The organism is Micromonospora sp. C28SCA-DRY-2, from assembly GCF_030519475.1.
In the GTDB taxonomy this organism is placed as follows: domain Bacteria; phylum Actinomycetota; class Actinomycetes; order Mycobacteriales; family Micromonosporaceae; genus Micromonospora.
The window spans coordinates 829972-854043 of sequence record NZ_JAUMKD010000002.1; the positions used below are offsets into that span (position 1 = coordinate 829972).

The following is a 24072-nucleotide window of genomic DNA, read 5'->3' on the forward strand; positions in this document are numbered from 1 at the left end:
AGTTCAGGCCTCGCTTCCCGGGACGGCCGCCGTCAGGTCGGCGGCCGGGTCGTGGTCGTGGATGTGGAAGATCGAGCGCGGCGCCCGGCCGAACGCCTCGACGCTCTGGCAGTACTTGGAGACCCGCACCACCTGGAGTTCGGCGCGGGCGGCGAGGTCGGTGAGCCAGTACGGCACCCGCTCGTTGGCCTTGACCTCGACGATCGACCGGGACGGCGGGACGATCAGCCGGTTCTCGGCGTCCGCGCCCAGGTGGAAGTCGCGATCCCGGCCGCGTACCCGGTGGTCCAGGGTGACCCGCAGGCCGAGGTCGGCGTCCTGCCCGACGAACGCCTCGCGCTGGTAGCCGGTCATCGCGACCGGGCGCAGGTCCAGGCCGGAGACCAGACCGAGCACCTCGGCGACGAAGCCCCGCTGGGACCGGTCGTGTTCGATCAGCACCCGCTCGTCGCAGAGCCGGCGGGCGGTCCGGTACGGCAGCGCGATCCGGCGCTTCTGGGTGACCCGGTTGACCCGCTGTTTGATCTCGACGTAGACGGTGCTGTCGTCGTCCACCATGGACCGGTCGCCGTAGTGCCGGATCCGCAGCTTGCGGCGGAACCGCAGGCCCTCGATCTTCTCCCAGTAGAACCGCAGCCCGGCGGTGTCGTAGTAGACGCTCCACACGCCGTAGCCGCCGTCGGCGCCGTGACTGTCCGGCGCCAACCGCGCGGCGAGCTGCTCCCGCAGCGCCGCCACCCGCGCCGTGTCGACCAGGTACTTGATCTCGTACCGGTTGAACGCGTGCAGCTTGCTCGGCGCGCGCAGCGCGTGACCGGCTTGGTCGGCGGCGCGCCGGGGGGTCGCCGGACGTCCGGCCGCCGGGGCGGTGCCGGGCTCGACCGCCGGGGCGGTGTCGGGCTCGGCGGCCCGGTCGGGCGGACGGGTGGAGCGGGTGAACCGTGGACCCATGGGCCTTCCTCCGGTGGTCACTCGGTGCGGACCGGTGGAAGGGAAACCGACCAGCATGCGAAGACCGTGTGAACGACCTGTGGACGAGCTATGGACAGCGGGCGACCCGCGCATTGGCCCCGGCGGGATCGGTAAGGGTCCCGTAACCGGCCGGCCCGGTGACCGCCCGCCGGCCGGCGGCGAGACTGGATGCCATGCGCAGCCGCCTGTTCCGTACACCCCTGACCTGGCTGGTGGTCGCCGCCGTCGGCACCGGAGCCGCGCTCGGCCTCTGGTGGTTCCAGCCGTGGAAGCTGGTCACCGACGCCGAGGTCGACGAGGACCTGTCGGTGGTGGCCACCGCCGCGCCGAGCGGCCCGGCGACCGGCACCGCCGCCCCGCCCTCCCCGCCCGCCGGCCCGACGGTGATCCGCAGCGGCGCCTTCGTCACCCACGAGCACGACACCTCCGGCACCGCCCGGATCGTCCGGGGCGTGGACGGCCGGCACCGGCTGGAACTCGTCGGACTGGCCACGTCGAACGGGCCGGACCTGCGGGTCTGGCTCACCGACCAGCCGGTGCGCACCGGCACCGCGGGCTGGCGGGTCTTCGACGACGGCCGCTGGGTCGAGTTGGGCCGGCTCAAGGGCAACCGGGGCGACCAGGGCTACGAGATACCGGCCGGAGTCGACCTGACCGGGCTGACCAGCGTCTCCATCTGGTGCAAGCGGTTCGCCGTCTCGTTCGGCGCCGCGCCGCTGGCACCCGCCGCCTGACCCCGCGCACCGCAGCCGGCCCCGGGTCGCCGCACCCCCGCCGACCCGGGTCGCCGCCTCCCACCGCCGGTCGCGCCGCCGACCGGACGGGAGTGGAGTGGCGCTCTCGACCGATTCACGGTCGACTGAGAAACTGTGTGCCGGTCAGCGGGTTGGGGGTCTGATGAGCAACGGATGGGTGCTGTCCGACGAGGTGCTGCGGGACGCGCCGGCGTACACACCGAGGCCCGGTGAGCTGGCCGATCTGGAACTGCTGCTGATCGGGGCGTACGCCCCGCTCACCGGTTTCATGACCCGCGCCGACCTGGTCTCGGTCAGCCGCCGCGGCCGGCTCGCCGACGACACCCCGTGGCAGGTCGCGGTGACCCTCCAGGTGCCCGCGGCACTGGCCCAGGGGCTCGACCCCCGGGACCCGGCGCGCCGGGTGCTGGTGCTCACCGACGGCGAGGGCGCCCCGGTGGCCGCGCTGGACGTGGCCGACGCCTGGCAGGTGCGCGACGGGGTGGCCGGGGTCGGCGGTACGGTGCGCCGGCTCGGCGACGGCGGCCACGGGCCGTTCCAGCGGCTGCGCCGCACCCCGGAGGAGATCCGCGCGCTGCTGCCTCCCGGCCGGGTGCTCGGGGTGGTGGCCGACCGGCCACTGCACCGGCCGCAGCTGGCCCAGATCGCGCACGCCGCCCGTACCCTGGCCGCGCACCTGCTGGTGATGATCCCGGTCGGTGAGGACGGCACCGGCGGGCTGCCGCCGGAGTCGCTGGTGCGCAGCATCTTCGCCGCCCGCGACCGGATGCCGCCGGCCACGCTGGTGGCGGTGCCGCTGTCCCGCCGCCGCGACGAGATCAGCGACGCGCTGCTGCGGGCCCGGGTCTCCGCCGCGTACGGGGTGACCCACCTGCTCTCCACCGGCGAGATGCTCTCCGGGGCCGGGCTGCGGGTGCTGGTGCCGCGCGAGCTGGCCTACGACAACCGGGACGGGCAGTGGCGCTGGCGGGAGGACATCCCGCCGCGCAACCGCCGCCTCGCGCTCACCCAGGCCGAGATCGACGACCTGCTGGACCGGGGCTTCCCGCTGCCGGAGTGGCACACCCCGCCGGCGGTCGCCAAGGAGCTGGCCCGGGCCCGGCCGCCCCGCCGGCACCGGGGCCTGGTGGTCTTCCTGACCGGCCTGTCCGGTTCCGGCAAGTCGACCATCGCCCGCGGGCTGGCCCACGCGCTGCGCGAGCAGGGCGACCGGACGGTCAGCCTGCTCGACGGCGACGTGGTGCGCCGGGAACTCTCCGCCGGGCTGGGCTTCAGCAAGACCGATCGGGACCTCAACGTCCGCCGGATCGGCTGGGTCGCCGCCGAGATCGCCCGGCATCGCGGCGTCGGCATCTGCTGCCCGATCGCCCCGTACGCGCAGGCGCGGGCGACCGCCCGGGAGATGGCGATGGCGGCCGGGGCCGGCTTCCTGCTGGTGCACGTCGCCACCCCGCTGGAGGTGTGCGAGCAGCGCGACCGCAAGGGCCTGTACGCGCGGGCCCGGGCCGGCCTGCTCACCGGGATGACCGGCGTCGACGACCCGTACGAGGAGCCGACCGACGCCGACCTGGTCATCGACACCACCGACCTGACCGTCGAGGAGGCGGTGCAGGCAGTGCTGCACCACCTGACCGAGACGGGCTGGGTCGAGCCCCGCCTCCAGTCCACCTGATCACCGGCGTCGCCCCGGGGTTCCTTCCCGCTGTCGAGCCGTACGCGCTAGTGTTCATTCTTGTTGGAACACGTTCGACCGCGTGAGAGTGCGCGGCTGGCGCGGGAGGTGCGGCGGGATGCTCGCGCAGCAGCGGCAGGCGGCCATCCTCGACCGGGTGCGCAGCACCGGCGGGGTCCGGGTCACCGAGCTGGCCGCCGAGTTCGGCGTCTCGGACATGACCATCCGGCGCGACCTGGAGGCGCTGCACGATCGTGGCCTGCTGGCCAAGGTGCACGGCGGGGCGACCGCCGCCGGCCCCGGCTCCACCGACGAGCCCGGCTTCCGGGCCAAGTCGGTGCGGCAGCTGCCGGAGAAGGCCGCCATCGCCAGCCGGGCCGCCGAGCTGGTCCGGCCCGGTGCGGCGATCGCCCTCTCCGCCGGCACCACCACCGCCGAGCTGGCCCGCCGGCTGGTCGACGTGCCCGGCCTGACAGTGGTGACCAACTCGCTGCCGGTGGCCGAGATCCTGCACGCCGGCGGCCGGTCCGACCAGACGGTGGTGCTCACCGGCGGGGTGCGTACGCCGTCGGACGCGCTGGTCGGGCCGCTGGCCGTGGCCGCGATCCGGTCGCTGCACCTGGACCTGCTCTTCCTCGGGGTGCACGGGATCAGCGAGCGGGCCGGCTTCACCACCCCCAACCTGATGGAGGCCGAGACCGACCGGGCGCTGGTGGCGGCGGCGGACCGGCTGGTGGTGCTGGCCGACCACACCAAGTGGGGCACGGTCGGCATCTCCTCCATCGTCGAGCTCGCCGCCGCCCACGTGCTGGTCACCGACGACCGGTTGCCGGCCGACGCCCGCCGGGTACTCGGCGAGCGGGTGGGTGAGCTGGTGGTGGTGACCGGGACGGGCGGGGGACGGACGACCGCCCCGACGAGTGGAGAGGTGGCGCAGTGAAGCGCACGGCGATCCGGCTGGCCGACGGCCGCGAGCTGATCTACTTCGACGAGCGCGACGACGCGGTCCGCGACCAGCCGGACCGTCGGGAGCTGCCCCCGCTGCCGGCCGCCTCGCAGCTGCGCTACGACCCGCTCACCGACGAGTGGGTGGCGGTCGCCGTGCACCGGCAGACCCGCACGTTCCTGCCGCCGGCGAACGAGTGCCCGCTGGACCCGTCCGTCGGCGACCGGCTCACCGAGATCCCGGCGCCGGACTACGACGTGGTGGTCTTCGAGAACCGCTTTCCGTCGCTGAGCGGCCGGGTGGCCGACGAGCCGGGTGAGATCACCCCGTTCACCCCGGTCCGGCCGGGGCTGGGGCGCTGCGAGGTGGTCTGCTTCACGGCCGACCACGACGCCTCCTTCGCCAGCCTGCCGCCGAGCCGGGTGCGCACCGTGCTGGACGCGCTCGCCGACCGGACCACCGCGCTCGGCGAGCTGCCCGGGGTGGAGCAGGTGTTCTGCTTCGAGAACCGGGGCGTGGAGATCGGCGTCACCCTGCACCACCCGCACGGCCAGATCTACGCGTACCCCTTCGTGACGCCGCGCACCCGGTCGCTGCTGGCCGCCGCCCGCCGGCACGCCGAGCGCACCGGCGGCGGCAACCTCTACGCCGACGTCCTCGCCGCCGAGCGGGCCGCCGGCGAGCGGGTGGTGGCCACCAACGAGCACTGGACGGCGTACGTGCCGGCGGCCGCCCGCTGGCCGTTCGAGGTGCACGTCGCCCCGCACCGGCCGGTGCCGGACATCCCGGCGCTGGACGACGCCGAGCGGGACGCGTTCGGTCCGCTCTACCTGGACCTGCTGCGCCGCTTCGACGCGCTGTTCGACCTGCCGATGCCCTACATCGCGGCCTGGCACCAGGCCCCGGTCCGGGTCGACCGCGAGCTGGGCCACCTGCACCTGCAGCTGTTCAGCATCCGGCGGGCGAAGGACAAGCTGAAGTACCTGGCCGGATCGGAGTCGGGGATGGGTGTGTTCATCAACGACATCGCCCCGGAGCGGGCCGCCGAACTGCTCCGCGCCGCCTGACGCGCCCCCGCCGCCGGACGGACCCTCGCCGCCCGACGCGCCCTCGCCGCCCGACGCGCCCTCGCCGCCCGACGCACCCTCGCCACCCGACGCACCCTCGCCACCCGACGGACCCTCGCCGCCAGCGCGAGGCCGAACCCGCGTCACGACGGCGCGGGGCCGGACCGGGGCACGACGCCGGGGCAGCACGGGCACGGAGCCGGAAGCCCGGACAGGGCGTCGGAGGCGGGATGCCCCGGACAGGGCGTCGGAGGCGGGATGCCCGGACACGGCTCCCGAGTCTGGAAGGCCCGGACAGGGCGCGGGGGGCCCGGGACAGGGCCCCCCGCAGGGAAGGGACGGCTGGCTGTGCACGACAGCCGGGAAGGCTGGCTGATCGGCACTCTGCCGCGAGGCGACCCGCGTCAACCCTCCTGGACGCGACTGGCATCTCGTCCACCCAGGTCAACGAGGCGCGCCGGGGAAGGTGACGCTACGTGCGTGTCGTCCCGCGACACGCCGTACGCGCGGCCGGGCCGACGGCGGGCGGCACGCCGGATCGCCGATGTGGCGGTGTCCACCCGCCCCGGACGCCCCCGGATCGCCGACCCGGAGTCGATCAGCCGACCGGGAACGGCGGAAGCCCGCCGGCGGGTGCCGGCGGGCTTCCGGGGTGGTGCGGTTCGACCGATCAGGCGGCGAGGCGGCGCGCCAGGTTCTCGTCGAGCGCGTTCATGAACTCGTCGGTGGTCAGCCACGGGGCGTCCCGCGAGATGAGCAGCGCGAGGTCCTTGGTCATCTGGCCGCCCTCGACGGTGTCCACGATGACCTGCTCCAGGGTGTTGGCGAACTCGGTGACCGCCGGGGTGCCGTCGAGCTTGCCCCGGTGGGCCAGGCCACGGGTCCAGGCGTAGATCGACGCGATCGGGTTGGTCGAGGTCTTCTCGCCCTTCTGGTACTGCCGGTAGTGCCGGGTGACCGTGCCGTGCGCGGCCTCGGCCTCGACCGTACGGCCGTCCGGGGTCATCAGCACCGAGGTCATCAGGCCCAGCGAGCCGAAGCCCTGCGCGACGGTGTCGGACTGCACGTCACCGTCGTAGTTCTTGCAGGCCCAGACGAAGCCGCCCTCCCACTTCAGCGCGGCGGCGACCATGTCGTCGATCAGCCGGTGCTCGTAGCTGATGCCGGCGGCCTCGAACTCGGCCTTGAACTCGTTCTCGAACACCTCGGCGAAGATGTCCTTGAACCGGCCGTCGTACGCCTTGAGGATGGTGTTCTTGGTGGACAGGTAGACCGGGTAGCCGCGGTCCAGGCCGTAGCGCATGGAGGCGCGGGCGAAGTCGCGGATCGACTCGTCGAAGTTGTACATGCCCATGGCGACGCCGCCGCCGGGGAAGTTGGCGACCTCCATCTCCATCGGCGCGGAGCCGTCGGCCGGGGTGTAGGTGATGGTCACCGTGCCCGGGCCGGGGACGACGAAGTCGGTGGCCTTGTACTGGTCGCCGTGGGCGTGCCGGCCGATGATGATCGGCTTGGTCCAGCCGGGGACCAGCCGCGGCACGTTGGACATGATGATCGGCTCGCGGAACACCACGCCGCCGAGGATGTTGCGGATGGTGCCGTTCGGCGACCGCCACATCTTCTTGAGGCCGAACTCCTCCACCCGGGCCTCGTCCGGGGTGATCGTCGCGCACTTGACGCCCACGCCGTGCTCCTTGATGGCGTTGGCGGCGTCGACGGTGACCTGGTCGTCGGTCTCGTCGCGGTGCTGGATCGACAGGTCGTAGTAGTGCAGGTCGACGTCGAGGTAGGGCAGGATCAGCTGCTCCCGGATCTGCTTCCAGATGATCCGGGTCATCTCGTCGCCGTCGAGCTCCACGACCGGGTTGTTTACCTTGATCTTCGCCATCGGCCGGCGCTCCTCTCGGGGGACACGTGCTCAAGCAGTACGAGCGTACTGGAACCGGCTGGCGTTCCCCACCCGGCCTCCGTCAGCGCGCTGACCAGCCCGGATGCGGGCTCGGGAAAACGGGGATGCCCGACCAACGGGATCGGTGGCACCATCGCCCGATGCCGCCGAACCGCACCCTCGGGTCTATCACGGTCACCGCGCTCACCGACGGCGAGGGGCCGTTCTTCCAGCCCCGCGAGGAGGCGTTCCCGCACGCCACGGCGGAGCACTGGCGCGTGGCCGACCAGCGGGACCCGGCCGCGGTCACCGCCGACGGGCGCTGGTGGCTGCGCTTTCGCAGCTTCGCCATCCGCACCGGGGACGGGCCGGTCACCCTGGTCGACGCGGGCATCGGCCCGGCCGACTCCCCCGCCGCGAGCTGGGCTCCGGTGCCCGGCCGGCTCCCGGCCGAGCTGGCCGCCGCCGGCATCGACCCGGCGGACGTCCGCACCGTGGTGCTCACCCACCTGCACACCGACCACATCGGCTGGGCGGTCACCGGCTCGCCGGGCACGCCGTACTTCCCGAACGCCGACTACCTCGTCCAGCGGGCCGAGCTGGACGCGTTGGGGTCGATCAACCCGGGGTTGCGGGCCGGGCTGGTCGCGCCGTTGCGCGCCGCCGGCCAGCTCCGGGTGGTCGACGGCGAGGCCACCGTCGGATCGGGCGTACGGCTGCTGCCGACGCCCGGGCACACCCCCGGCCACCAGTGCGTGCTGCTCGACGGCGGCGACGAGCGCCTGCTGCTCACCGGAGACCTGCTGGTCCACACCGTGCAACTGGTCGACCCGGACCTGGCGTACGCCCACGAGATGGACCCGGAGACCGCCCGCGCCTCCCGCACCACCCTGCTACGCACCCTCGCCGCCCAGACCCCCACCATCCTCGCCACTCCCCACCTCAACCCCCCGTTCCTCCCCCTCTAACCCCCACCGCCCCCTCCCCCGCTGGCCGGGGTCGCCGCGTTGATCATGAAGGTGTTGCCGCGACACGCCGACGCGGGCGACAACAACTTCATGGTCAACCGCATGGGTGGGGGCGGAGACGGCGGAAGGGGCACGCCGGGTGCGGCGTGCCCCATCCGGAGGTGGTGCTCAGGTCACATGTTGGCGACGTCGGCCTGCTTGGCGCGGACGGCCTCGGCGGCCTCCTTCAGGCTGGCCAGCTCGTCGGCGTCCAGGTCGGTCTCGACGACCCGCTTCACGCCCTCGGCGCCGATCTCGGCCTCGACGCCCAGGTAGACGCCGGAGATGCCGTACTGGCCGTCGACCCAGGCGCAGACCGGCATGACCTCGCCGGAGTCCTCCGCGACGGCCTTGGCCATCCGGGCGGCCGCGGCCGACGGGGCGTAGTACGCCGAGCCGGTCTTGAGCAGCGCGACCACCTCGGCGCCACCGTTGCGGGTCTTCACGACCAGCTCCTCGATCTGCTCGGCCGGCATCGCGTCGCGCAGCGGTTTGCCGTTCACCGTGCTCTTCGACGGCACCGGCACCATGGTGTCGCCGTGCGAGCCGAGGGTCAGCGTCTTCACCGACTTCACCGGTACGTTCAGCGCCTCCGCCACGAAGTTGGTGAACCGCGCGGTGTCCAGCATGCCGGCCTGGCCGAGCACCCGGTTCTTCGGGAACTGCGTGGCGAGCTGGGCCAGCGCGGTCATCTCGTCCAGCGGGTTGGACACCACGATGACCACGGCGTTCGGGGCGTACTTGGCGACGTTCTCGGAGACCTGACGGACGATCTTGGCGTTCGTCTCGAGCAGGTCCATCCGGCTCATGCCCGGCTTGCGCGGCAGACCGGCGGTGATCACCACGACGTCCGAGCCCTCGATCGCCTCGTAGCCCTCGCCGTTCGGGCCGGTGGTCACGCCGACGACCTTGGTCTCGAAGCCCTCGATCGCGCGCGACTGGTTGAGGTCCAGGGCGAGACCGGCGGGCTTGCCCTCCACGATGTCGGTGATCACGACGGTGTCGAAGACGTCGTACTCGGCCAGGCGCTGCGCGGTGGTCGAGCCGTAGAAACCGGCGCCGACGACAGTGACCTTCTTACCCATGGTCGTCCCACTCCCTGATACCAGTCGGTTTTCCGGACCGTATCAGTCATCCTGGCACCGATCCGGCCAGGGGCGGACGGTTATGACCTCGATGGGCGGAAGGCGGTTTCGCCGGGCCGGCGGGCGCGGCCGGTCAGCCCCGCTCGGCGCGCTCGACCACGTTGGTGAGCAGCATCGCCCGGGTCATCGGGCCGACGCCGCCGGGCATCGGCACCAGCGCCCCGGCCACCTCGGCGACCTCGGCGGCCACGTCCCCGGTGTAGCGGCCCTTGCCGTCCGGACCGATCACCCGGGTGATGCCGACGTCGACCACCACCGCGCCCGGGGTGACCATGTCCGCGGTGAGCAGCCCGGGCACCCCGGCCGCCACGATCACGATGTCGGCGGCCCGGGTGTGCGCGGCCAGGTCGAGGGTGCCGGTGTGGCAGAGCGTGACGGTGGCGTTCTCGCTGCGCCGGGTCAGCAGCAGGCCGAGCGGGCGGCCGACCGTGTTGCCCCGGCCGACCACGGCCACCTTCGCCCCGCGCAGCGCCACGTCGTGCCGGCGGAGCAGCTCGACGATGCCGCGCGGGGTGCACGGCAGCGGGGCGTCGTAGCCGAGCACCAGCCGGCCCAGGTTCACCGGGTGCAGACCGTCGGCGTCCTTCTCCGGGTCGACCAGCTCGAGCACCCGCTGGGTGTCGAGCTGGGCCGGCAGCGGCAGCTGGACGATGTAGCCGTGGCAGGCCGGATCGGCGTTCAGCTCGGCGAGCACCTCGTCGACCTGCTGCTGGGTCGCGTCGGCGGGCAGTTCCCGGCGGATGGACGCGATCCCCACCTCGGCGCAGTCGCGGTGCTTGCCGTCGACGTACGCCTGCGAGCCCGGATCGGCGCCGACCAGCACCGTGCCCAGCCCCGGGGTGATGCCGCGTTCGGCCAGGGCCTTCACCCGCACGCGCAGCTCGTCCTTGATCTCGGCCGCGGTCGCCTTACCGTCCAGAAGCGTCGCCGTCACGCCCAGATCGTCTCACGGCGGACGGCTCCCGAACGGTGACCTCGATCAACGGACCACGACTTCCGCCCGGGGCCGCTGATCATGAAGTTGGTGGCACGACACGCCGGCGGGACGGTCGACAACTCCATGATCAAGGCGACCCCGGAGGGCGGGCGTCAGTGGAAGAAGTGGCGGGTGCCGGTCAGGTACATGGTGACGCCGGCCTGCTTGCAGGCGGCGATGACCTCCTCGTCGCGGATCGAGCCGCCCGGCTGCACGATCGCCCGTACGCCGGCCTCGATGAGGATCTTCGGGCCGTCGGCGAACGGGAAGAACGCGTCGGAGGCGGCGACCGAGCCCCGCGCCCGGTCCGCGCCGGCCCGGCTGACCGCGAGCTGCGCGGAGTCGACCCGGTTGACCTGGCCCATCCCGACGCCGACCGAGGCGCCCTCCCTGGCCAGCAGGATCGCGTTGCTCTTCACCGCGCGCACCGCCCGCCAGGCGAAGACCAGGTCCCGCAGGGTCGCCTCGTCGGCCGCCTCGCCGGTGGCGAGCCGCCAGTTCGCCGGGTCGTCGCCGGCGGCGTCGATCCGGTCCCGCAGCTGCACCAGCACGCCGCCGGTGACCTGCCGCCACTCCGCCGGCAGCGGGTCGTACTCCGGCGCGCGCAGCAGCCGCACGTTCTTCTTGGCCCGGAGCAGCTCCAGCGCGCCCTCGTCGTAGCCAGGCGCCACCACGACCTCGGTGAAGATCTCGGCGACCTGCCGGGCCATCGCCACGCTCACCGGGCGGTTCACCGCGATCACCCCGCCGTACGCGGAGACCGGGTCGCAGGCGTGCGCCCGGCGGTGCGCCTCGGCCACGTCCGCGCCCACCGCGATCCCGCACGGGTTGGCGTGCTTGATGATCGCCACCGCCGGCTGGTCCGGGAAGTCGTTGGCGGCCCGCCAGGCGGCGTCCGCGTCGACGTAGTTGTTGTAGGACATCTCCTTGCCGTGCAGCTGCTCGGCCTGGGCCAGCCCGGGCGGGCTCGCCGGGTCGGCGTACACGGCGGCCTCCTGGTGCGGGTTCTCGCCGTAGCGCAGCACCGCCTCGCGGCGCAGGGCCAGCCCGGCGAAGCGCGGCCACCCGTCGGCGGGCGGGGCCAGCGTGGTGGCGAACCACTCGGCGACGGCCACGTCGTACTCGGCGATGTCGGCGAAGGCACGGGCGGCCAGGGCGCGGCGCTGGGCCAGCGTGAACCCGCCCTCGTCGAGGGCGGCCAGCAGCGCCGGGTACGCCGCCGGATCGGTGACCACGGCGACCGAGGCGTGGTTCTTGGCCGCCGCCCGGACCATCGCCGGGCCGCCGATGTCGATCTGCTCCACGCACTCGTCGGCGGAGGCGCCGGAGGCGACAGTGGCCTGGAACGGGTAGAGGTTGGACACCAGCAGGTCGATGCCCGCGATGCCGTGCTCGTCGAGCTGGGCGGTGTGCGACTCCTTGCGCAGGTCGGCCAGGAGTCCACCATGGATCTTCGGGTGCAGGGTCTTGACCCGGCCGTCGAGGATCTCCGGGAAGCCGGTCACCGTCTCCACCGGGGTCACCGGCACCCCGGCGCCGGCGATGGTGGCCGCCGTGCTGCCGGTCGAGACGAGCTCCACCCCGGCCGCGTGCAGGGCTCGGGCCAGCTCGACCAGGCCGGTCTTGTCGTAGACGCTGACCAGCGCCCGCCTGATCGGGCGGCGCTCGTCCTGAGTGGAACTCACGGGACCGTGACCTTTCTTCCGGTGATCGTCCAACCTTCGCGGACCAGGCGGCCCACCTGCTCGACGAGCTGGCGCCGCTCGGCTTCCTTGATGCGCTCGGTGAGCGTCTCCACGTCGTCGTCGTCGAGTACCGGCACGGCGACCTGCGCGACGATCGGGCCGGTGTCCATCCCGGCGTCGACGAAGAAGAGGGTGGCCCCGGTGATCTTCACCCCGTAGGCGAGGGCGTCGCGCGGGCCGTGGATGCCGGGGAACGCCGGCAGCAGGGTGTTGTGCGTGTTGAGGTAGCGGTCGCCGAACGCGGCCAGGAAGTGCGGGCCGACCAGCTTGAGGAAACCGGCGGAGATGACCAGGTCGGGCCGGTGCTCGGCGACGTGCGCGGTGAGCGCGGCGTCCCAGTCCTCGCGGGAGGGGTACGCCTTCAGCTCGTCCACGAAGGTCGGTACGCCGGCCGCCGCCGCACGCCGCACGCCACCCGTGCCGGGCCGGTCGGCGCCGACGGCCACCACCCGCGCGCCGTACGCCGGATCGGCGCAGGCGTCCAGCAGCGCCTGGAGGTTGCTGCCGGAGCCGGAGACCAGGACGACGATGCGGGCTGCGGACGCGGGCTCGGTCACCCGGTCACCCTATCCGGCAGGTCAGCGCGCCCATCCGTTGGGCGGCGCGACATTCGCTGACAGCCAAGCCCGCCGGAACCAGGTACGCTGCCCGTCGCTCGGGCTGGGCGCACGTCCGGTCCGCACCCCGTCAGTGAACCCGGCACGCGAGTCGTGTCGGTGGAAGAGGAGTCCCGCACGATGCAGCCCGGATACCAGCCCCAGCAGCCGCCGCAGATCAACAACAACATGGCGATGTCGATCGTCGCGATCTTCCTGTTCTGGCCGCTGGCCATCCCGGCCATCATCAACGCCTCCAAGGTCAACCCGCTGCTCCAGCAGGGTGACTACGCCGGCGCGCAGGCCGCCGCCGCCGAGTCGAAGAAGTGGTCCAAGTGGGCCCTGATCGTCGGCATCGGCTGGTACGTGATCGTCCTGGTGTGCTGCCTGCTCGGCGGCCTCGCCGGGCTGCTCAGCGCCGACACCAGCAGCACCAACTGACACACCTAGCCGAGGAGCTTCTTCGACATGCAACCCGGACAGCCCGGTCAGGACCCGTACGGCCAGCAGCCCACCTCGGGCCAGCCCTACGGCCAGCCGAACGACCCCTACGCCCAGCCGCCGGCCGCCCCGTACGGCCAGCAGCCGACCTCCGGCCAGCCCTACGGCCAGCCGAACGACCCCTACGGCCAGCCGCCCGCCGCCCCGTACGGCCAGCAGCCCACCTCCGGCCAGCCCTACGGCCAGCAGCAGCCGTACCAGGACCCGTACGCCCAGCAGCAGCAGCCGTACGGCGCCGCGCCGACCTACCCGAGCGCCGGCTACCCACAGTCGCAGGGGCAGCAGAACACCCTCGGCCTGGTGTCGCTGATCCTCGGCATCGCGTCGATCCCGCTGGTCTGCTGCTTCTACCTGGGCATCCCGGTCGGCATCGCCGCCGTGGTGACCGGTTACCTGGGCAAGCAGAAGGCGACCCAGGGGCTGGCGTCCAACGCCGGCCAGGCCAAGGCCGGCCTGATCTGCGGCGCCGTCGGCGCCGGACTGGGCATCCTGCTCATCATCCTGGGGGTCGTGGCCAACGTCGCCCTGCCGACCCAGTCCTGACCCCACCGCACGACGCAGGGGCGTCCCGGATCCGTCCGGGGCGCCCCTCGCCGTTTCCCGGGTCGCCCGGCACCCGTCGGGCGGCACCGCACGCCGCCGGCGTGGCCTCAGCGCATGGCGGGGCGGGCGAGCACCTTGGTGGTGGCGGCGCCGAGCAGCGCGCCGACCCCGACCACCGCGGTCGCCACGGCGGCCACCTGCCAGCCGACCGGGCCGATCTCGGCCAGCCGGCCGCCGCCGAGCGGACCGGCGGAGGCGGCGGCCGCCGCGCCGAGCAGCAGGCCGGCCACCGGACCGGCGAGCGCCGCCGGCCCGAGCACCCCGCCCCAGCCGAGCGTCGCCCGCTCCTCGGCGGCCAGCCGGACCAGCCGGCGGGCCAGCAGGCAGCCCGCCGCCATCCCGGCGAGCACCGGCACCGCGAGCAGCCCGGCGCCCAGCCCGTCGACCGGGCCGCGCGGCAGGCCGGCCAGCAGCGGTACGGCCGGCAGCGCGGCGACCGAGACCTCGCTGGTGCGTACCGCCGTGTCGGTGCCCACCGCGAAGCCCGGGCCGAGCAGGTAGCTGGTCGACCAGACCGTGGCGTTCGGCGCGTAGGCGAGGCTGACCAGGGTGATCCCGGCCTGCCCGGCCACCCCGGTGCGGTAGGCGCCGATCATGTCGGCGGCGTCCCCGCCGCCGGTCGCCACGGCGAGCCCGGCCGCGCCGCCGCCCGCGGCGAGCAGCAGCAGCCCGGCGACCAGACCGGTGCGCAGCCCGTCGCGCAGCGGCGCCGGGGCGCGCGCGGCGAGCAGGCCGGCCACCCCGGTGGTGCGGGCGGCGCCGACCAGGGCGGCGAGCGCGCCGAACACCCCCAGCGTGATCCCCGCCCGTACCGGCGACACGTCGGGACCGCCGGTACCGACCGCCACCGCGGCGAGCACGCCGAGCAGGGCGTACGCGACACCGACCGCGCCGGCCGCGGCGACCGCCCGGGGTGCCGAGCGGCTGCCGCGGGCGCCGATCGCCCGGCTGGTGTGCACCCCGGCCCGGGTGAGCCGCCAGGCCGCCAGCGCGGTCAGCGCCAGCGGGGCCAGCCCGACCGGGCCGGCGCTGGTCTCCAGCGGGACCCCGTGCCCGAGCAGCCAGCCGGCCAGCCCGGCGCGCACGGCGCCGAGCAGGGACGCGGCGTCCTCGCTGAGTTGGAACAGCCAGAGCACCACGACGACGGGCAGGCACGAGGTGATCGCCGCCCACCCGGCGGCCACCCCGGCGGCGACGGCGAGCGGCGCCCGGCTGCGGGGCGGCTCCCCGCCCCGGGGGGCGGGCACCCGCGGACCCGCAGCGGCCCGGCCGGACGGCCGGGCGTCGGGGTCGACGTCGACGGGACGGCTGGGCTGGTCAGGGGTGACGGAGGACATCACGTCTACTCTGGCATGCCGCGCGGGTGACGGCAGTCCGATACCGCCCCGTGCCGGCGGCGAGTTCGGTGATCCACCGCCTCCGGCCCCGGATCCGGTTTAGCCTCGGCCCAGGGCGCGACCGCAGTCGCGGCACCGACCGTCCGGAGGAAAGCCGTGAACGCTCCGTATCCACCGCCCCCGCCCGCCCGGGGCCGGGACCGCACCACCCTCTGGGGCATCCTGGGCATCCTCACCGGCCTGCTCTGCTGCGGCATCCTGGGCATCGTCTTCGGCTGGCTGTCCATCCGGGACGCGAAGCGGTCCGGCCAGTCGCCGGTGCTCGGCTACCTGGCCATCACCTTCGGCGTGATCAATATCATCGGCAGCGCGATCCTGCGGGCCACCGGCAACTACCCGGGCTGGAACGACTGAGGGGGCCGACCGGACCCGGTCGACCCCCTCGCTCCGTCTGCCGTCCGGTCAGCCGGCGGACATGATCTCCCGCATCAGGTTCGCGGTCTCGGTCGGCGTCTTGCCGACCTTGACGCCGACCGCCTCCAGGGCCTCCTTCTTCGCCTCGGCGGTGCCCGCCGAGCCGGAGATGATGGCGCCGGCGTGCCCCATGGTCTTGCCGGGCGGGGCGGTGAAGCCGGCGATGTAGCCGACCACCGGCTTGGTCACGTTCGCCTTGATGAACTCGGCGGCCCGCTCCTCGGCGTCGCCGCCGATCTCACCGATCATGACGATCGCGTCGGTGTCCGGGTCGGCCTCGAACGCGGCGAGGGCGTCGATGTGCGTGGTGCCGATGATCGGGTCGCCACCGATGCCGACGCAGGTGGAGAAGCCGATGTCGCGCAGCTCGTACATCATCTGGTAGGTCAGCGTGCCGCTCTTGCTGACCAGGCCGATCCGGCCGGAGCCGGTGATGTCGGCCGGGATGATGCCGGCGTTGGAGGCGCCCGGCGAGGCGATGCCGGGGCAGTTCGGGCCGATGATCCGGGTCTTGCCGCCCTTGGCCACGTTGTACGCCCAGAACGCGGCGGTGTCGTGCACCGGCACGCCCTCGGTGATCACCACGGCCAGGTCGATGCCGGCGTCGATCGCCTCGATCACCGCGGCCTTGGTGAACTGCGGCGGCACGAAGATGACCGTGACGTCCGCCCCGGTCTCCTTCATCGCGTCCGCCACGCCGGCGAAGACCGGCAGCTCGGTGCCGTCGAAGTCGACCGTCTGACCCGCCTTGCGCGGGTTGACGCCGCCGACGATGGTGGTGCCGGCGGCCAGCATCCGCCGGGTGTGCTTGGAACCCTCGGAGCCGGTCATCCCCTGCACGATGACCTTCGAGTCCTTGGTCAGCCAGATAGCCATTGTCAGACCCCCGCAGCGGCCAGCTCGGCGGCCCGCTCGGCCGCGCCATCCATGGTGTCGACCCGCTCGATCAGCGGGTTGTTCGCGCCGTCGAGGATCGCCCGGCCGGCCTCGGCGTTGTTGCCGTCGAGCCGGACGACGAGCGGCTTGGTGACCTGCTCGCCGCGCTGCTCCAGCAGCTCCAGCGCCTGCACGATGCCGTTGGCGACCGCGTCGCAGGCGGTGATGCCGCCGAAGACGTTGACGAAGACGCTCTTGACCGACGGGTCGGAGAGGACGATCTCCAGCCCGTTCGCCATCACCGCGGCGCTCGCGCCGCCGCCGATGTCGAGGAAGTTGGCCGGCTTGACGCCGCCGTGCCGCTCACCGGCGTACGCGACCACGTCGAGGGTCGACATGACCAGACCCGCGCCGTTGCCGATGATGCCGACCTCGCCGTCGAGCTTGACGTAGTTGAGGTCCTTCTCCTTGGCGGCCTGCTCCAGCGGGTCCACCGCGGCCTGGTCGACCAGCGCCTCGTGGTCCGGGTGCCGGAAGGCGGCGTTCTCGTCCAGGCTGATCTTGGCGTCGAGCAGCAGCAGCTTGCCGTCGCCGGTCTTGGCCAGCGGGTTCACCTCGACCAGGGTGGCGTCCTCGGCGACGAAGGCCTTCCACAGCCCCACGGCGACCTCGACGACCTGGTCGGCGACCTCGGCCGGGAAGCCGGCGGCGGTGACGATCTCGCGCGCCTTGGCCTCGTCCACGCCCTCGACCGCGTCGATCGGGGCCTTGACGACCTTCTCCGGGGTCTCCGCGGCGACCTGCTCGATGTCCATCCCGCCGGCGACGCTGGCGATGCAGAGGAAGGTGCGGTTCGCCCGGTCCAGCAGGTAGGAGAAGTAGTACTCCTCGGCCACGTCCGCGGTCACGGTGATCATGACCTTGTGGACGGTGTGGCCCTTGATGTCCATGCCGAGGATGTCGGTGGCCCGGGCCACCGTCTCATCCGCGCCCTCGGCCAGCTTGACGCCGCCGGCCTTGCCCCGGCCGCCGACCTTCACCTGCGCCTTGACGACCACCCGACCGCCGAGGCGTTCGGCGATCGCGCGGGCCTCCTCCGGGGTCGTGGCGACGCCGCCGGCGAGCACGGGCAAGCCGTGCCGCTCGAACAGGTCCCGCCCCTGGTACTCGTACAGGTCCACGTTTGCGCGTCCCGTCCCGTCTCCGCGGCGCGCCGTCGCGCCGCCACCAGCGTTATGGAAAACAGTTTGACGCCTGTCATCAGTTGAAGCAGGCCATTGGGCGCAGCCTAGCGAGGTGGGCACCGCCGGCAACCGAGCGGGTGCGCGGTGTGCGGTAATGCACAGCCGCCCGCCGGGCGGGCCCGGTTGGCGCGGCCGTCAATCGTCCGGGGGATGTTCACCCGAGTGCGTAACCCCCCGCCGGGGGCGTCGTTGAGTCAGGTGTCGGAGCGCTGCTCAAGCGCGAAGACGGGAGACGGCCGATGCCCTGTCGGTCGAGGGGTGGCGGCGGGGCATCGTGCATAGAGGGGCCGGACGTGTGAGGGGTGCGTCCGGCCCCTCCCCCGTCTCCGGCGCCCGCCGGGCCGTTCGCCCGGCACCCGGCTCCGTCAGTCGCCCGCCCGACGACCACGGTCGATGCGGCGGCGGGTCAGCCGACCGGCTGCGCCACGTTCGCCCGCACCCACTCGACGATGGACTGCGTGGTCGCGCCCGGCGTGAAGATCTTGGCGACGCCGAGCTGCTCCAGCTCGGGGATGTCGGCGTCCGGGATGATGCCGCCGCCGAACACCACGATGTCCCGGGCGTCCCGCTCGGCGAGCAGCTCCAGCACCCGGCGGAAGAGCGTCATGTGCGCCCCGGAGAGCACGGAGAGGCCGACCGCGTCGGCGTCCTCCTGGATCGCGGTCTCCACGATCTGCTCCGGGGTCTGGTGCAGACCGGTGTAGATGACCTCCATACCGGCGTCCCGGAGGGCACGCGCGACGACCTTGGCGCCGCGGTCGTGGCCGTCCAGGCCCGGCTTGGCGACGACGACCCGAACACGAGAGCTCATCTGCGCATCCCTTTCACCGGCTTCGCGGCTTCACCTGAACGAACGGTAACCCGCCGGGCCGGCGCCGGGAAATCCGGGCCGCGAAGCCGCCGGCGCCCGCCGGCGCCGGGTGGGCCGGGCGGCCGTGCCGGCCCACGGAAGCGGGATCCCGCGCCCCATGCCCGGAACGCGACCGGCCGTCAAGCCGGACGACTCCGCCGTTCGGTCACGCTCCGCGACGAACGGGCAGTAACGGGGGCGCCGATCGACGGGTACGAGGCATGACAATCGCGGACGCATTTGGACAGAACGCAGCACCAATTCGGCGCTCCGGCTTGTGACTCGTCTGGTGGTTGGCTACCGTGTCCACGGTTGTCATCAGGTCCACGGACGGGTGGCGACGCGGTCAGCAGACGTTCACCACCGCTTCACGAACGCCGGCACGACCGCTTCGAGACCCCGACAACGGAGGGTGTGCGTGCGCCAGCGCCTGTCGTCTGAGCCCGATCGATATCGCGGCCGCCGCCGCGTACCCACCCCCCCGCGGAGCCGCTACGCGGCCGTCGTCACCACCGCGTTCGTCGGAGCCGGTGTGGTGGCTCTCGGCGCGGGAGCCATGCCGGACGCGAAGAGCGTCAACCCGTCGGTCCTCGACGAGCTCAAGGCGGCCTCCACGCTGAGCCAGGACGCGGCCGCCCGCGCCGACTCCGCCGAGCGCGCCTCCCGCGACAGCGGGCGCGAGGAGGCCGCGGAACCTGAGGTCTGGCTGCTGCCCCTGCAGGGCTACGACTTCAAGTCCCCCTACGGCATGCGCTGGGGCAAGCTGCACACCGGCGTCGACCTGGTCGCCCCCGAGGGCACCCCGTACGTCGCCATCCACGACGGCACCGTCACGAAGGCCGGCTGGTGGGGCGGCTACGGCTACACCGTGATCGTCCAGCACGCCGACGGCAGCGAGGCCATCTACGGCCACTCCTCCGCGCTGAGCGTCCAGGAGGGTCAGCAGGTCAAGGCCGGCGACCAGCTCGGCCTGGTCGGCAACACCGGCCACTCCTACGGCTCGCACCTGCACCTGGAGATCCATGTCAAGGGCGAGCCGCAGGATCCGGTGCCCTACCTCCAGGACCGCGGAGTGGACATCCAGCTACAGGTCGAGGCGATCTACAACGAGGTAGCCGCTTCCTGACGCTGCGTATCGACCGATGACCGCCCGGATCTGCCGATCCGGGCGGTTTTCGTTGCCGGTCGAGCCGGAAAGTCTCCCGGGTCACAGTTGCGGATGTGACGCAGGGCACGGAGCTGCATGATCACTTATTCGGACAAGCTCGGCTGTAAGCGGACATAGCCGTCGGTGCCCGTCCGCGCCGGAGGCCGCCGCCACCGTCCCGGTACCCCGCGCGGATCCGGCCGACACCAGTATTTCGAGGTCAAGTGCCCCTCGACTGTGAAGGTCAACCGTGCAGGAAGACAGCTCCATCCAGAACGAGAAGACCCCGAACGCCCCAGCCCGGCACCGGCGGCGGATGGGCGGGCGCACCCGGCAGGTGGCCATCGGGGCGGGTGTCCTGGTCGCCCTCGGCCTCGGCGGCGTCGCCGTGGCGACCACCGGCGCCGACGACAGCACCCCGGCCGCCGTCTCCCTGGACGCGCAGGCCCGCGCCGAGGCCGCCGCCCGCGCCGACCGGTCCGCCCGCGAGTCCACCGCACCGGCCACCCCGACCGCCTCCCCCACGCCCAGCCCGTCGACGGCCAGCCCGTCCGCGAAGCCCAGCCCGAAGGCGACCACCGGCAAGCCGAAGCCGAAGGCCAAGCCGAAGCCGACCTGGGTCATCCCGATGAAGGGCGCCGAGATCACCTCCTGCTACGGCCAGCGGTGGGGCACCCTGCACGCCGGCATCGACTTCGCCATGCCCGCCGGCACCCCCATCCGCGCCGCCTTCGGCGGCACCGTGGTCAAGGCCGGCGACGCCGGCGACGGGTACGGCATCTCGGTCTTCATCGACCACGGCAACGGCTACCTGACCCACTACGCGCACCAGAGCCGCACGGCGGTCGGCGTGGGTGACAGGGTCGGCGCCGGCGAGGTCATCGGCTACGAGGGCTCCACCGGCGACTCCACCGGCCCGCACCTGCACTTCGAGGTGCACAAGGGGCAGATGTGGAACCAGATCGACCCCGCGCCGTTCCTGCGCGCCCGGGGTATCGACGTGGCCTGCTGACCCACGGCATCCAGTCCCGTCGCTGCGCTCCCCCGAGGCGTTGCCCGGCCCGGCACCCGCCCGGGCCGGGCGACGCCGGCTCAGAGCTTGTCGAGCGGCGCGTGCCGCAGCACCAGCCACATCGTCTGGTCGCCGAAGTCGATCTGCGCCCGGGCGCTCGGGCCGTGCCCCTCCACCGCGAGCACCCGGCCCAGCCCGTAGCGCTGGTGGTTGACCCGGTCACCCGCGGCCACCTTCGGCCCCTGTGGCAGCTCGCTCGCGGTGGCGAGCCGGCTGCCGTCGACCCCGAGCCGCTTGGCCAGTTGCGCCGCCTTGGGCGTACCGCCGGTGAAGCCGCCGCGTCCGCCGGGCGTGCGGTCCGCGCGGCCGCCGACGCCGCCGCCCCCGCCGCCCCACGAGGTGTACGACCCCTCGGTGCGCTCCCAGCGCACCAGCTCCGGCGGCAGCTCCTCGACGAACCGGGAGGGCGGGTTGTAGGCCGGCGCACCCCAGGCCGAGCGGGTCACCGCCCGGGAGAGGTAGAGCCGCTGCCGGGCCCGGGTGATGCCGACGTACGCCAGCCGGCGCTCCTCCTCCAGCTCGCGGGTGTCGCCCAGCGAGCGCAGGTGCGGGAAGACGCCGTCCTCCAGCCCGGTCAGGAACACCACCGGGAACTCCAGCCCCTTGGCGGTGTGCAGGGTCATCAGGGTGACCACGCCCTGGTGGTCGGGGTCGTCGGTGGGCACCTGGTCGGCGTCGGCGACCAGCGCCACCTGCTCCAGGAACCCGGCCACGGTGGCCCGTTCCCCCTCGGCGCCGAGCGCCTCGACCCGCTCGGTGTACTCCCGGGCGACGCTGACCAGTTCCTGGAGGTTGTCGACCCGGCCGGCATCCTGCGGATCGAGGCTCTCCTCCAGCTCGGTGAGGTAGCCCGAGCGGGTCAGCAGCGCCTCCAGCACCTCCTCGGGGGTGCCGGTCTCGGCCAGCTCGCGCGCGCCGTCGAGCAGGGCGACGAACTCGGCGATGCCGTTGGCCGCCCGGGTGGAGATGCCGGGCGCGTCCTTGGCCCGGCGCAGCGCGGCGCCGAAGGAGATCCGGTCACGGCTGGAGAGCGCCTCCACGCACGCCTCGGCGCGGTCGCCGATGCCCCGGCGCGGGGTGTTCAGGATCCGGCGCAGGCTCACCGTGTCGTCGTCGTTGACCACGGCCCGCAGGTAGGCCAGCGCGTCGCGGACCTCCTTGCGCTCGTAGAAGCGCACCCCGCCGACCACCTTGTAGGGCAGGCCGACCCGGATGAACACCTCTTCGAAGACCCGGGACTGGGCGTTGGTGCGGTAGAAGACCGCGACGTCGCCGGGGCGGGTGTCGCCCGCGTCGACCAGCCGGTCGATCTCCCGGGCCACCCAGTCCGCCTCGGCGTGCTCGGTGTCGGCGACGTAGCCGACGATCTGCTCGCCGGCCCCGGCGTCGCTCCACAGCCGCTTCGGCTTGCGCGAGGTGTTCCGGTCGATCACCGCGTTGGCCGCGTTGAGGATGGTCTGGGTGGAGCGGTAGTTCTGCTCCAGCAGGATCGTCCGGGCGTCGGTGAAGTCCCGCTCGAACTCCAGGATGTTGCGGATCGTCGCGCCGCGGAACGCGTAGATCGACTGGTCGGCGTCGCCGACCACGCAGAGCTCGGCCGGCTCCAGCCCCTCGGTGCCGGAGACCAGCTCCTTGATCAGCACGTACTGGGCGTGGTTGGTGTCCTGGTACTCGTCGACCAGCACGTGCCGGAACCGCCGGCGGTAGGTCTCCGCCACGTGCGGGTGCGACTGGAGCAGGTGCACCGTCGTCATGATCAGGTCGTCGAAGTCCAGCGCGTGCGCCTCGCGCAGCCGCCGCTGGTAGAGCGTGTATGCCTCGGCCAGCGCCCGCTCGTTGGGGCCCTTGGCGCGGCCGGCGAACTCCTCCGGGTCGACCAGCTCGTTCTTCAGGTTGGAGACCTGGGCCGCCAGCCCGCGCGCCGGGTAGCGCTTCGGGTCGAGATCCAGCTCGCGGGCGACCAGTTGCATCAACCGGCGCGAGTCGTCGGCGTCGTAGATGGAGAAGGTCGACTTCAGCCCGGCGTGCTCGTGCTCGGCGCGCAGGATGCGGACGCACGCGGAGTGGAAGGTCGACACCCACATCAGCCGGGCGCGCGGCCCGACCAGGGCGGCCACCCGTTCCTTCATCTCGCCGGCGGCCTTGTTGGTGAAGGTGATCGCGATGATCTCGCCCGGGTGCACGTCGCGCGCGGCGAGCAGGTAGGCGATCCGGTGGGTGAGCACCCGGGTCTTCCCCGAGCCGGCGCCGGCCACGATCAGCAGCGGCGAGCCGGCGTGGGTGACCGCGTCGCGCTGCGGCCCGTTCAGGCCGGTGAGCAGGGCCTGCGGGTCCAGGCGGGCAGCGGTGGCCCCGGGGCGCCGCGCGGGCGTCGGCGTGGGCGTCGGCGCGGGCGGGGACGCGGGGATGTCGAAGAGAGGATGCATCGCACGGCGAGTCTATGCCGCCGGCCGGACACTTCCCGCCGTGGACGCCCGGCGGGCCGCCACCGGCGACCGGGGTCGCCGGTTTCCTTGCGCCGGACGCGCGCCGGGCGGCATACTCGACGGCGTGTTCGGTCAGCGCTTCTACTTTTACTACGGCCCCGGGAGTCCGGCAGCCGTAGGTCGCGCCTGATCAACCAGACCTACGAAAAGCCCCGGGCTCCTGGAGCCCGGGGCTTTTTCCGTCCCGGGATCCCGGCACCAGGGCACCACAGCGCGAGGGGTACCCGATGATGACAGACGTGGTGGAGCAGAGCGGCGGACCGGCCCGGCCCGGCGCGGGCGGCGCCGGCACGGACGCCGACAGCCCGGCCGACGGCGCGGCCGCCAACGGCACGGCGGCCCAACCCGGCCCGGCCGGTGCGGCCGTGCCGGGCACCGGCACCCTGGAACCGTCCGCCGCCGCCCGGATCGTGGAGATCCGCGAGCGGATCGACGAGATCGACCGGGCGCTCATCGAGCTGTGGCAGGAGCGCGCCCGGCTCTCCCAGGAGGTCGGGGCGACCCGGATGGCCTCCGGCGGCACCCGCCTGGTGCTCGCCCGCGAGCGGGAGATCCTGGAGCGTTTCCGGGTCGCCCTCGGCGCGGACGGCACGCAGCTGGCGCTGCTGCTGCTCCGCGCCGGCCGCGGGCCGCTCTGAGTCGTCCGCCAGCGGGCCCCGCAGACGCGGAACCGCCTGCCGGCGTCGTGGCGACGCGGGCAGGCGGTTCCGGCG

22 protein-coding genes are annotated in these 24072 nt (G+C 73.4%); 11 read left to right on the top strand and 11 right to left on the bottom strand.

Annotated elements, in window-relative coordinates; translation table 11 throughout:
- Positions 1-3: 3 nt before the first annotated feature.
- Complete coding sequence (locus Q3W71_RS12305; protein WP_302919417.1) at positions 4-951, bottom strand: polyphosphate polymerase domain-containing protein; 948 nt, start codon at positions 949-951, stop codon at positions 4-6.
- 194 nt (positions 952-1145) lie between these two features.
- Between Q3W71_RS12305 and Q3W71_RS12310 the strand changes: the two genes are divergently transcribed.
- The 4 genes from Q3W71_RS12310 to galT all read left to right on the top strand — a co-directional run bounded on the left by Q3W71_RS12310 (position 1146) and on the right by galT (position 5412).
- A complete protein-coding gene (locus tag Q3W71_RS12310; protein ID WP_302919418.1) occupies positions 1146-1706 on the top strand; it encodes a DM13 domain-containing protein in 561 nt (186 codons plus the stop codon).
- 163 nt (positions 1707-1869) lie between these two features.
- A complete protein-coding gene (gene cysC / locus Q3W71_RS12315; protein WP_302919419.1) occupies positions 1870-3399 on the top strand; it encodes an adenylyl-sulfate kinase in 1530 nt (509 codons plus the stop codon).
- 118 nt (positions 3400-3517) lie between these two features.
- Positions 3518-4339, top strand: coding sequence for a DeoR/GlpR family DNA-binding transcription regulator (locus tag Q3W71_RS12320; protein ID WP_302919420.1), 822 nt, complete (start codon positions 3518-3520; stop codon positions 4337-4339).
- On the top strand, positions 4336-5412 hold the full coding sequence (gene galT, locus Q3W71_RS12325) for a galactose-1-phosphate uridylyltransferase (RefSeq protein ID WP_302919421.1): 1077 nt from the start codon (positions 4336-4338) through the stop codon (positions 5410-5412). Before Q3W71_RS12320 ends, galT begins: the two co-directional genes overlap by 4 nt.
- 670 nt (positions 5413-6082) lie before the next feature.
- Here galT and Q3W71_RS12330 read toward each other — a convergent pair.
- Positions 6083-7300 carry an NADP-dependent isocitrate dehydrogenase gene (locus Q3W71_RS12330; protein ID WP_167179712.1) on the bottom strand — a complete coding sequence of 406 codons (1218 nt, stop codon included), beginning with the start codon at positions 7298-7300 and terminating at the stop codon, positions 6083-6085.
- Between the two features lie 161 nt (positions 7301-7461).
- On the opposite strand from Q3W71_RS12330, the gene Q3W71_RS12335 reads away from it, so the two are divergent.
- Positions 7462-8268, top strand: a complete 807-nt coding sequence (locus Q3W71_RS12335) for an MBL fold metallo-hydrolase (RefSeq protein ID WP_302919422.1) — start codon at positions 7462-7464, stop codon at positions 8266-8268.
- Positions 8269-8441: 173 nt separating this feature from the next.
- Here the strand turns inward: Q3W71_RS12335 and mdh are convergent, their stop codons facing one another.
- The 4 genes from mdh to purN all read right to left on the bottom strand — a co-directional run bounded on the left by mdh (position 8442) and on the right by purN (position 12730).
- A complete protein-coding gene (gene mdh / locus Q3W71_RS12340) occupies positions 8442-9392 on the bottom strand; it encodes a malate dehydrogenase (RefSeq protein WP_302919423.1) in 951 nt (316 codons plus the stop codon).
- A gap of 133 nt (positions 9393-9525) precedes the next feature.
- Positions 9526-10386, bottom strand: a complete 861-nt coding sequence (locus Q3W71_RS12345; protein WP_302919424.1) for a bifunctional methylenetetrahydrofolate dehydrogenase/methenyltetrahydrofolate cyclohydrolase — start codon at positions 10384-10386, stop codon at positions 9526-9528.
- A 155-nt stretch (positions 10387-10541) separates the two neighbouring features.
- The gene (gene purH, locus Q3W71_RS12350; RefSeq protein WP_302919425.1) at positions 10542-12113 is read right to left on the bottom strand and encodes a bifunctional phosphoribosylaminoimidazolecarboxamide formyltransferase/IMP cyclohydrolase; all 1572 of its coding nucleotides are present in this window, start codon (positions 12111-12113) and stop codon (positions 10542-10544) included.
- Positions 12110-12730 carry a phosphoribosylglycinamide formyltransferase gene (gene purN, locus Q3W71_RS12355; protein ID WP_302919426.1) on the bottom strand — a complete coding sequence of 207 codons (621 nt, stop codon included), beginning with the start codon at positions 12728-12730 and terminating at the stop codon, positions 12110-12112. The genes purH and purN overlap by 4 nt, the downstream gene beginning before the upstream one ends.
- Positions 12731-12910: 180 nt before the next feature.
- Between purN and Q3W71_RS12360 the strand changes: the two genes are divergently transcribed.
- Both Q3W71_RS12360 and Q3W71_RS12365 read left to right on the top strand, forming a co-directional pair.
- On the top strand, positions 12911-13210 hold the full coding sequence (locus Q3W71_RS12360; protein WP_302919427.1) for a CD225/dispanin family protein: 300 nt from the start codon (positions 12911-12913) through the stop codon (positions 13208-13210).
- A 27-nt stretch (positions 13211-13237) separates the two neighbouring features.
- A complete protein-coding gene (locus tag Q3W71_RS12365) occupies positions 13238-13813 on the top strand; it encodes a DUF4190 domain-containing protein (RefSeq protein WP_302919428.1) in 576 nt (191 codons plus the stop codon).
- Between the two features lie 107 nt (positions 13814-13920).
- Here Q3W71_RS12365 and Q3W71_RS12370 read toward each other — a convergent pair whose 3' ends face one another.
- Positions 13921-15210 carry a DUF6350 family protein gene (locus Q3W71_RS12370; RefSeq protein ID WP_302919429.1) on the bottom strand — a complete coding sequence of 430 codons (1290 nt, stop codon included), beginning with the start codon at positions 15208-15210 and terminating at the stop codon, positions 13921-13923.
- 156 nt (positions 15211-15366) lie between these two features.
- Here Q3W71_RS12370 and Q3W71_RS12375 point away from each other — a divergent pair, with 156 nt between their 5' ends.
- Complete coding sequence (locus Q3W71_RS12375; RefSeq protein WP_302919430.1) at positions 15367-15624, top strand: DUF4190 domain-containing protein; 258 nt, start codon at positions 15367-15369, stop codon at positions 15622-15624.
- A 48-nt stretch (positions 15625-15672) separates the two neighbouring features.
- On the opposite strand, the gene sucD is transcribed toward Q3W71_RS12375, so the two are convergent.
- From sucD to Q3W71_RS12390, 3 genes are all read right to left on the bottom strand, one after another.
- The gene (gene sucD / locus Q3W71_RS12380; protein WP_302919431.1) at positions 15673-16560 is read right to left on the bottom strand and encodes a succinate--CoA ligase subunit alpha; all 888 of its coding nucleotides are present in this window, start codon (positions 16558-16560) and stop codon (positions 15673-15675) included.
- A gap of 2 nt (positions 16561-16562) precedes the next feature.
- Positions 16563-17741: an ADP-forming succinate--CoA ligase subunit beta gene (gene sucC, locus Q3W71_RS12385; protein WP_302919432.1), complete on the bottom strand. Its 1179-nt coding sequence runs from the start codon at positions 17739-17741 to the stop codon at positions 16563-16565.
- Between the two features lie 469 nt (positions 17742-18210).
- Positions 18211-18615 (bottom strand): cobalamin B12-binding domain-containing protein, encoded by a 405-nt coding sequence (locus Q3W71_RS12390; RefSeq protein WP_302919433.1) that lies wholly within the window; start codon positions 18613-18615, stop codon positions 18211-18213.
- A gap of 457 nt (positions 18616-19072) precedes the next feature.
- On the opposite strand from Q3W71_RS12390, the gene Q3W71_RS12395 reads away from it, so the two are divergent.
- Both Q3W71_RS12395 and Q3W71_RS12400 read left to right on the top strand, forming a co-directional pair.
- Positions 19073-19780 (top strand): M23 family metallopeptidase, encoded by a 708-nt coding sequence (locus Q3W71_RS12395; protein ID WP_302919434.1) that lies wholly within the window; start codon positions 19073-19075, stop codon positions 19778-19780.
- A 337-nt stretch (positions 19781-20117) separates the two neighbouring features.
- Positions 20118-20813, top strand: a complete 696-nt coding sequence (locus Q3W71_RS12400) for a M23 family metallopeptidase (protein WP_302919686.1) — start codon at positions 20118-20120, stop codon at positions 20811-20813.
- Between the two features lie 80 nt (positions 20814-20893).
- Here Q3W71_RS12400 and pcrA read toward each other — a convergent pair whose 3' ends face one another.
- Positions 20894-23299 carry a DNA helicase PcrA gene (pcrA, locus tag Q3W71_RS12405; RefSeq protein ID WP_302919435.1) on the bottom strand — a complete coding sequence of 802 codons (2406 nt, stop codon included), beginning with the start codon at positions 23297-23299 and terminating at the stop codon, positions 20894-20896.
- 287 nt (positions 23300-23586) lie between these two features.
- On the opposite strand from pcrA, the gene Q3W71_RS12410 reads away from it, so the two are divergent.
- Entirely contained in the window at positions 23587-23997 is a 411-nt protein-coding gene (locus tag Q3W71_RS12410; RefSeq protein ID WP_302919436.1) for a chorismate mutase, read from the top strand.
- Positions 23998-24072 lie beyond the last annotated feature (75 nt).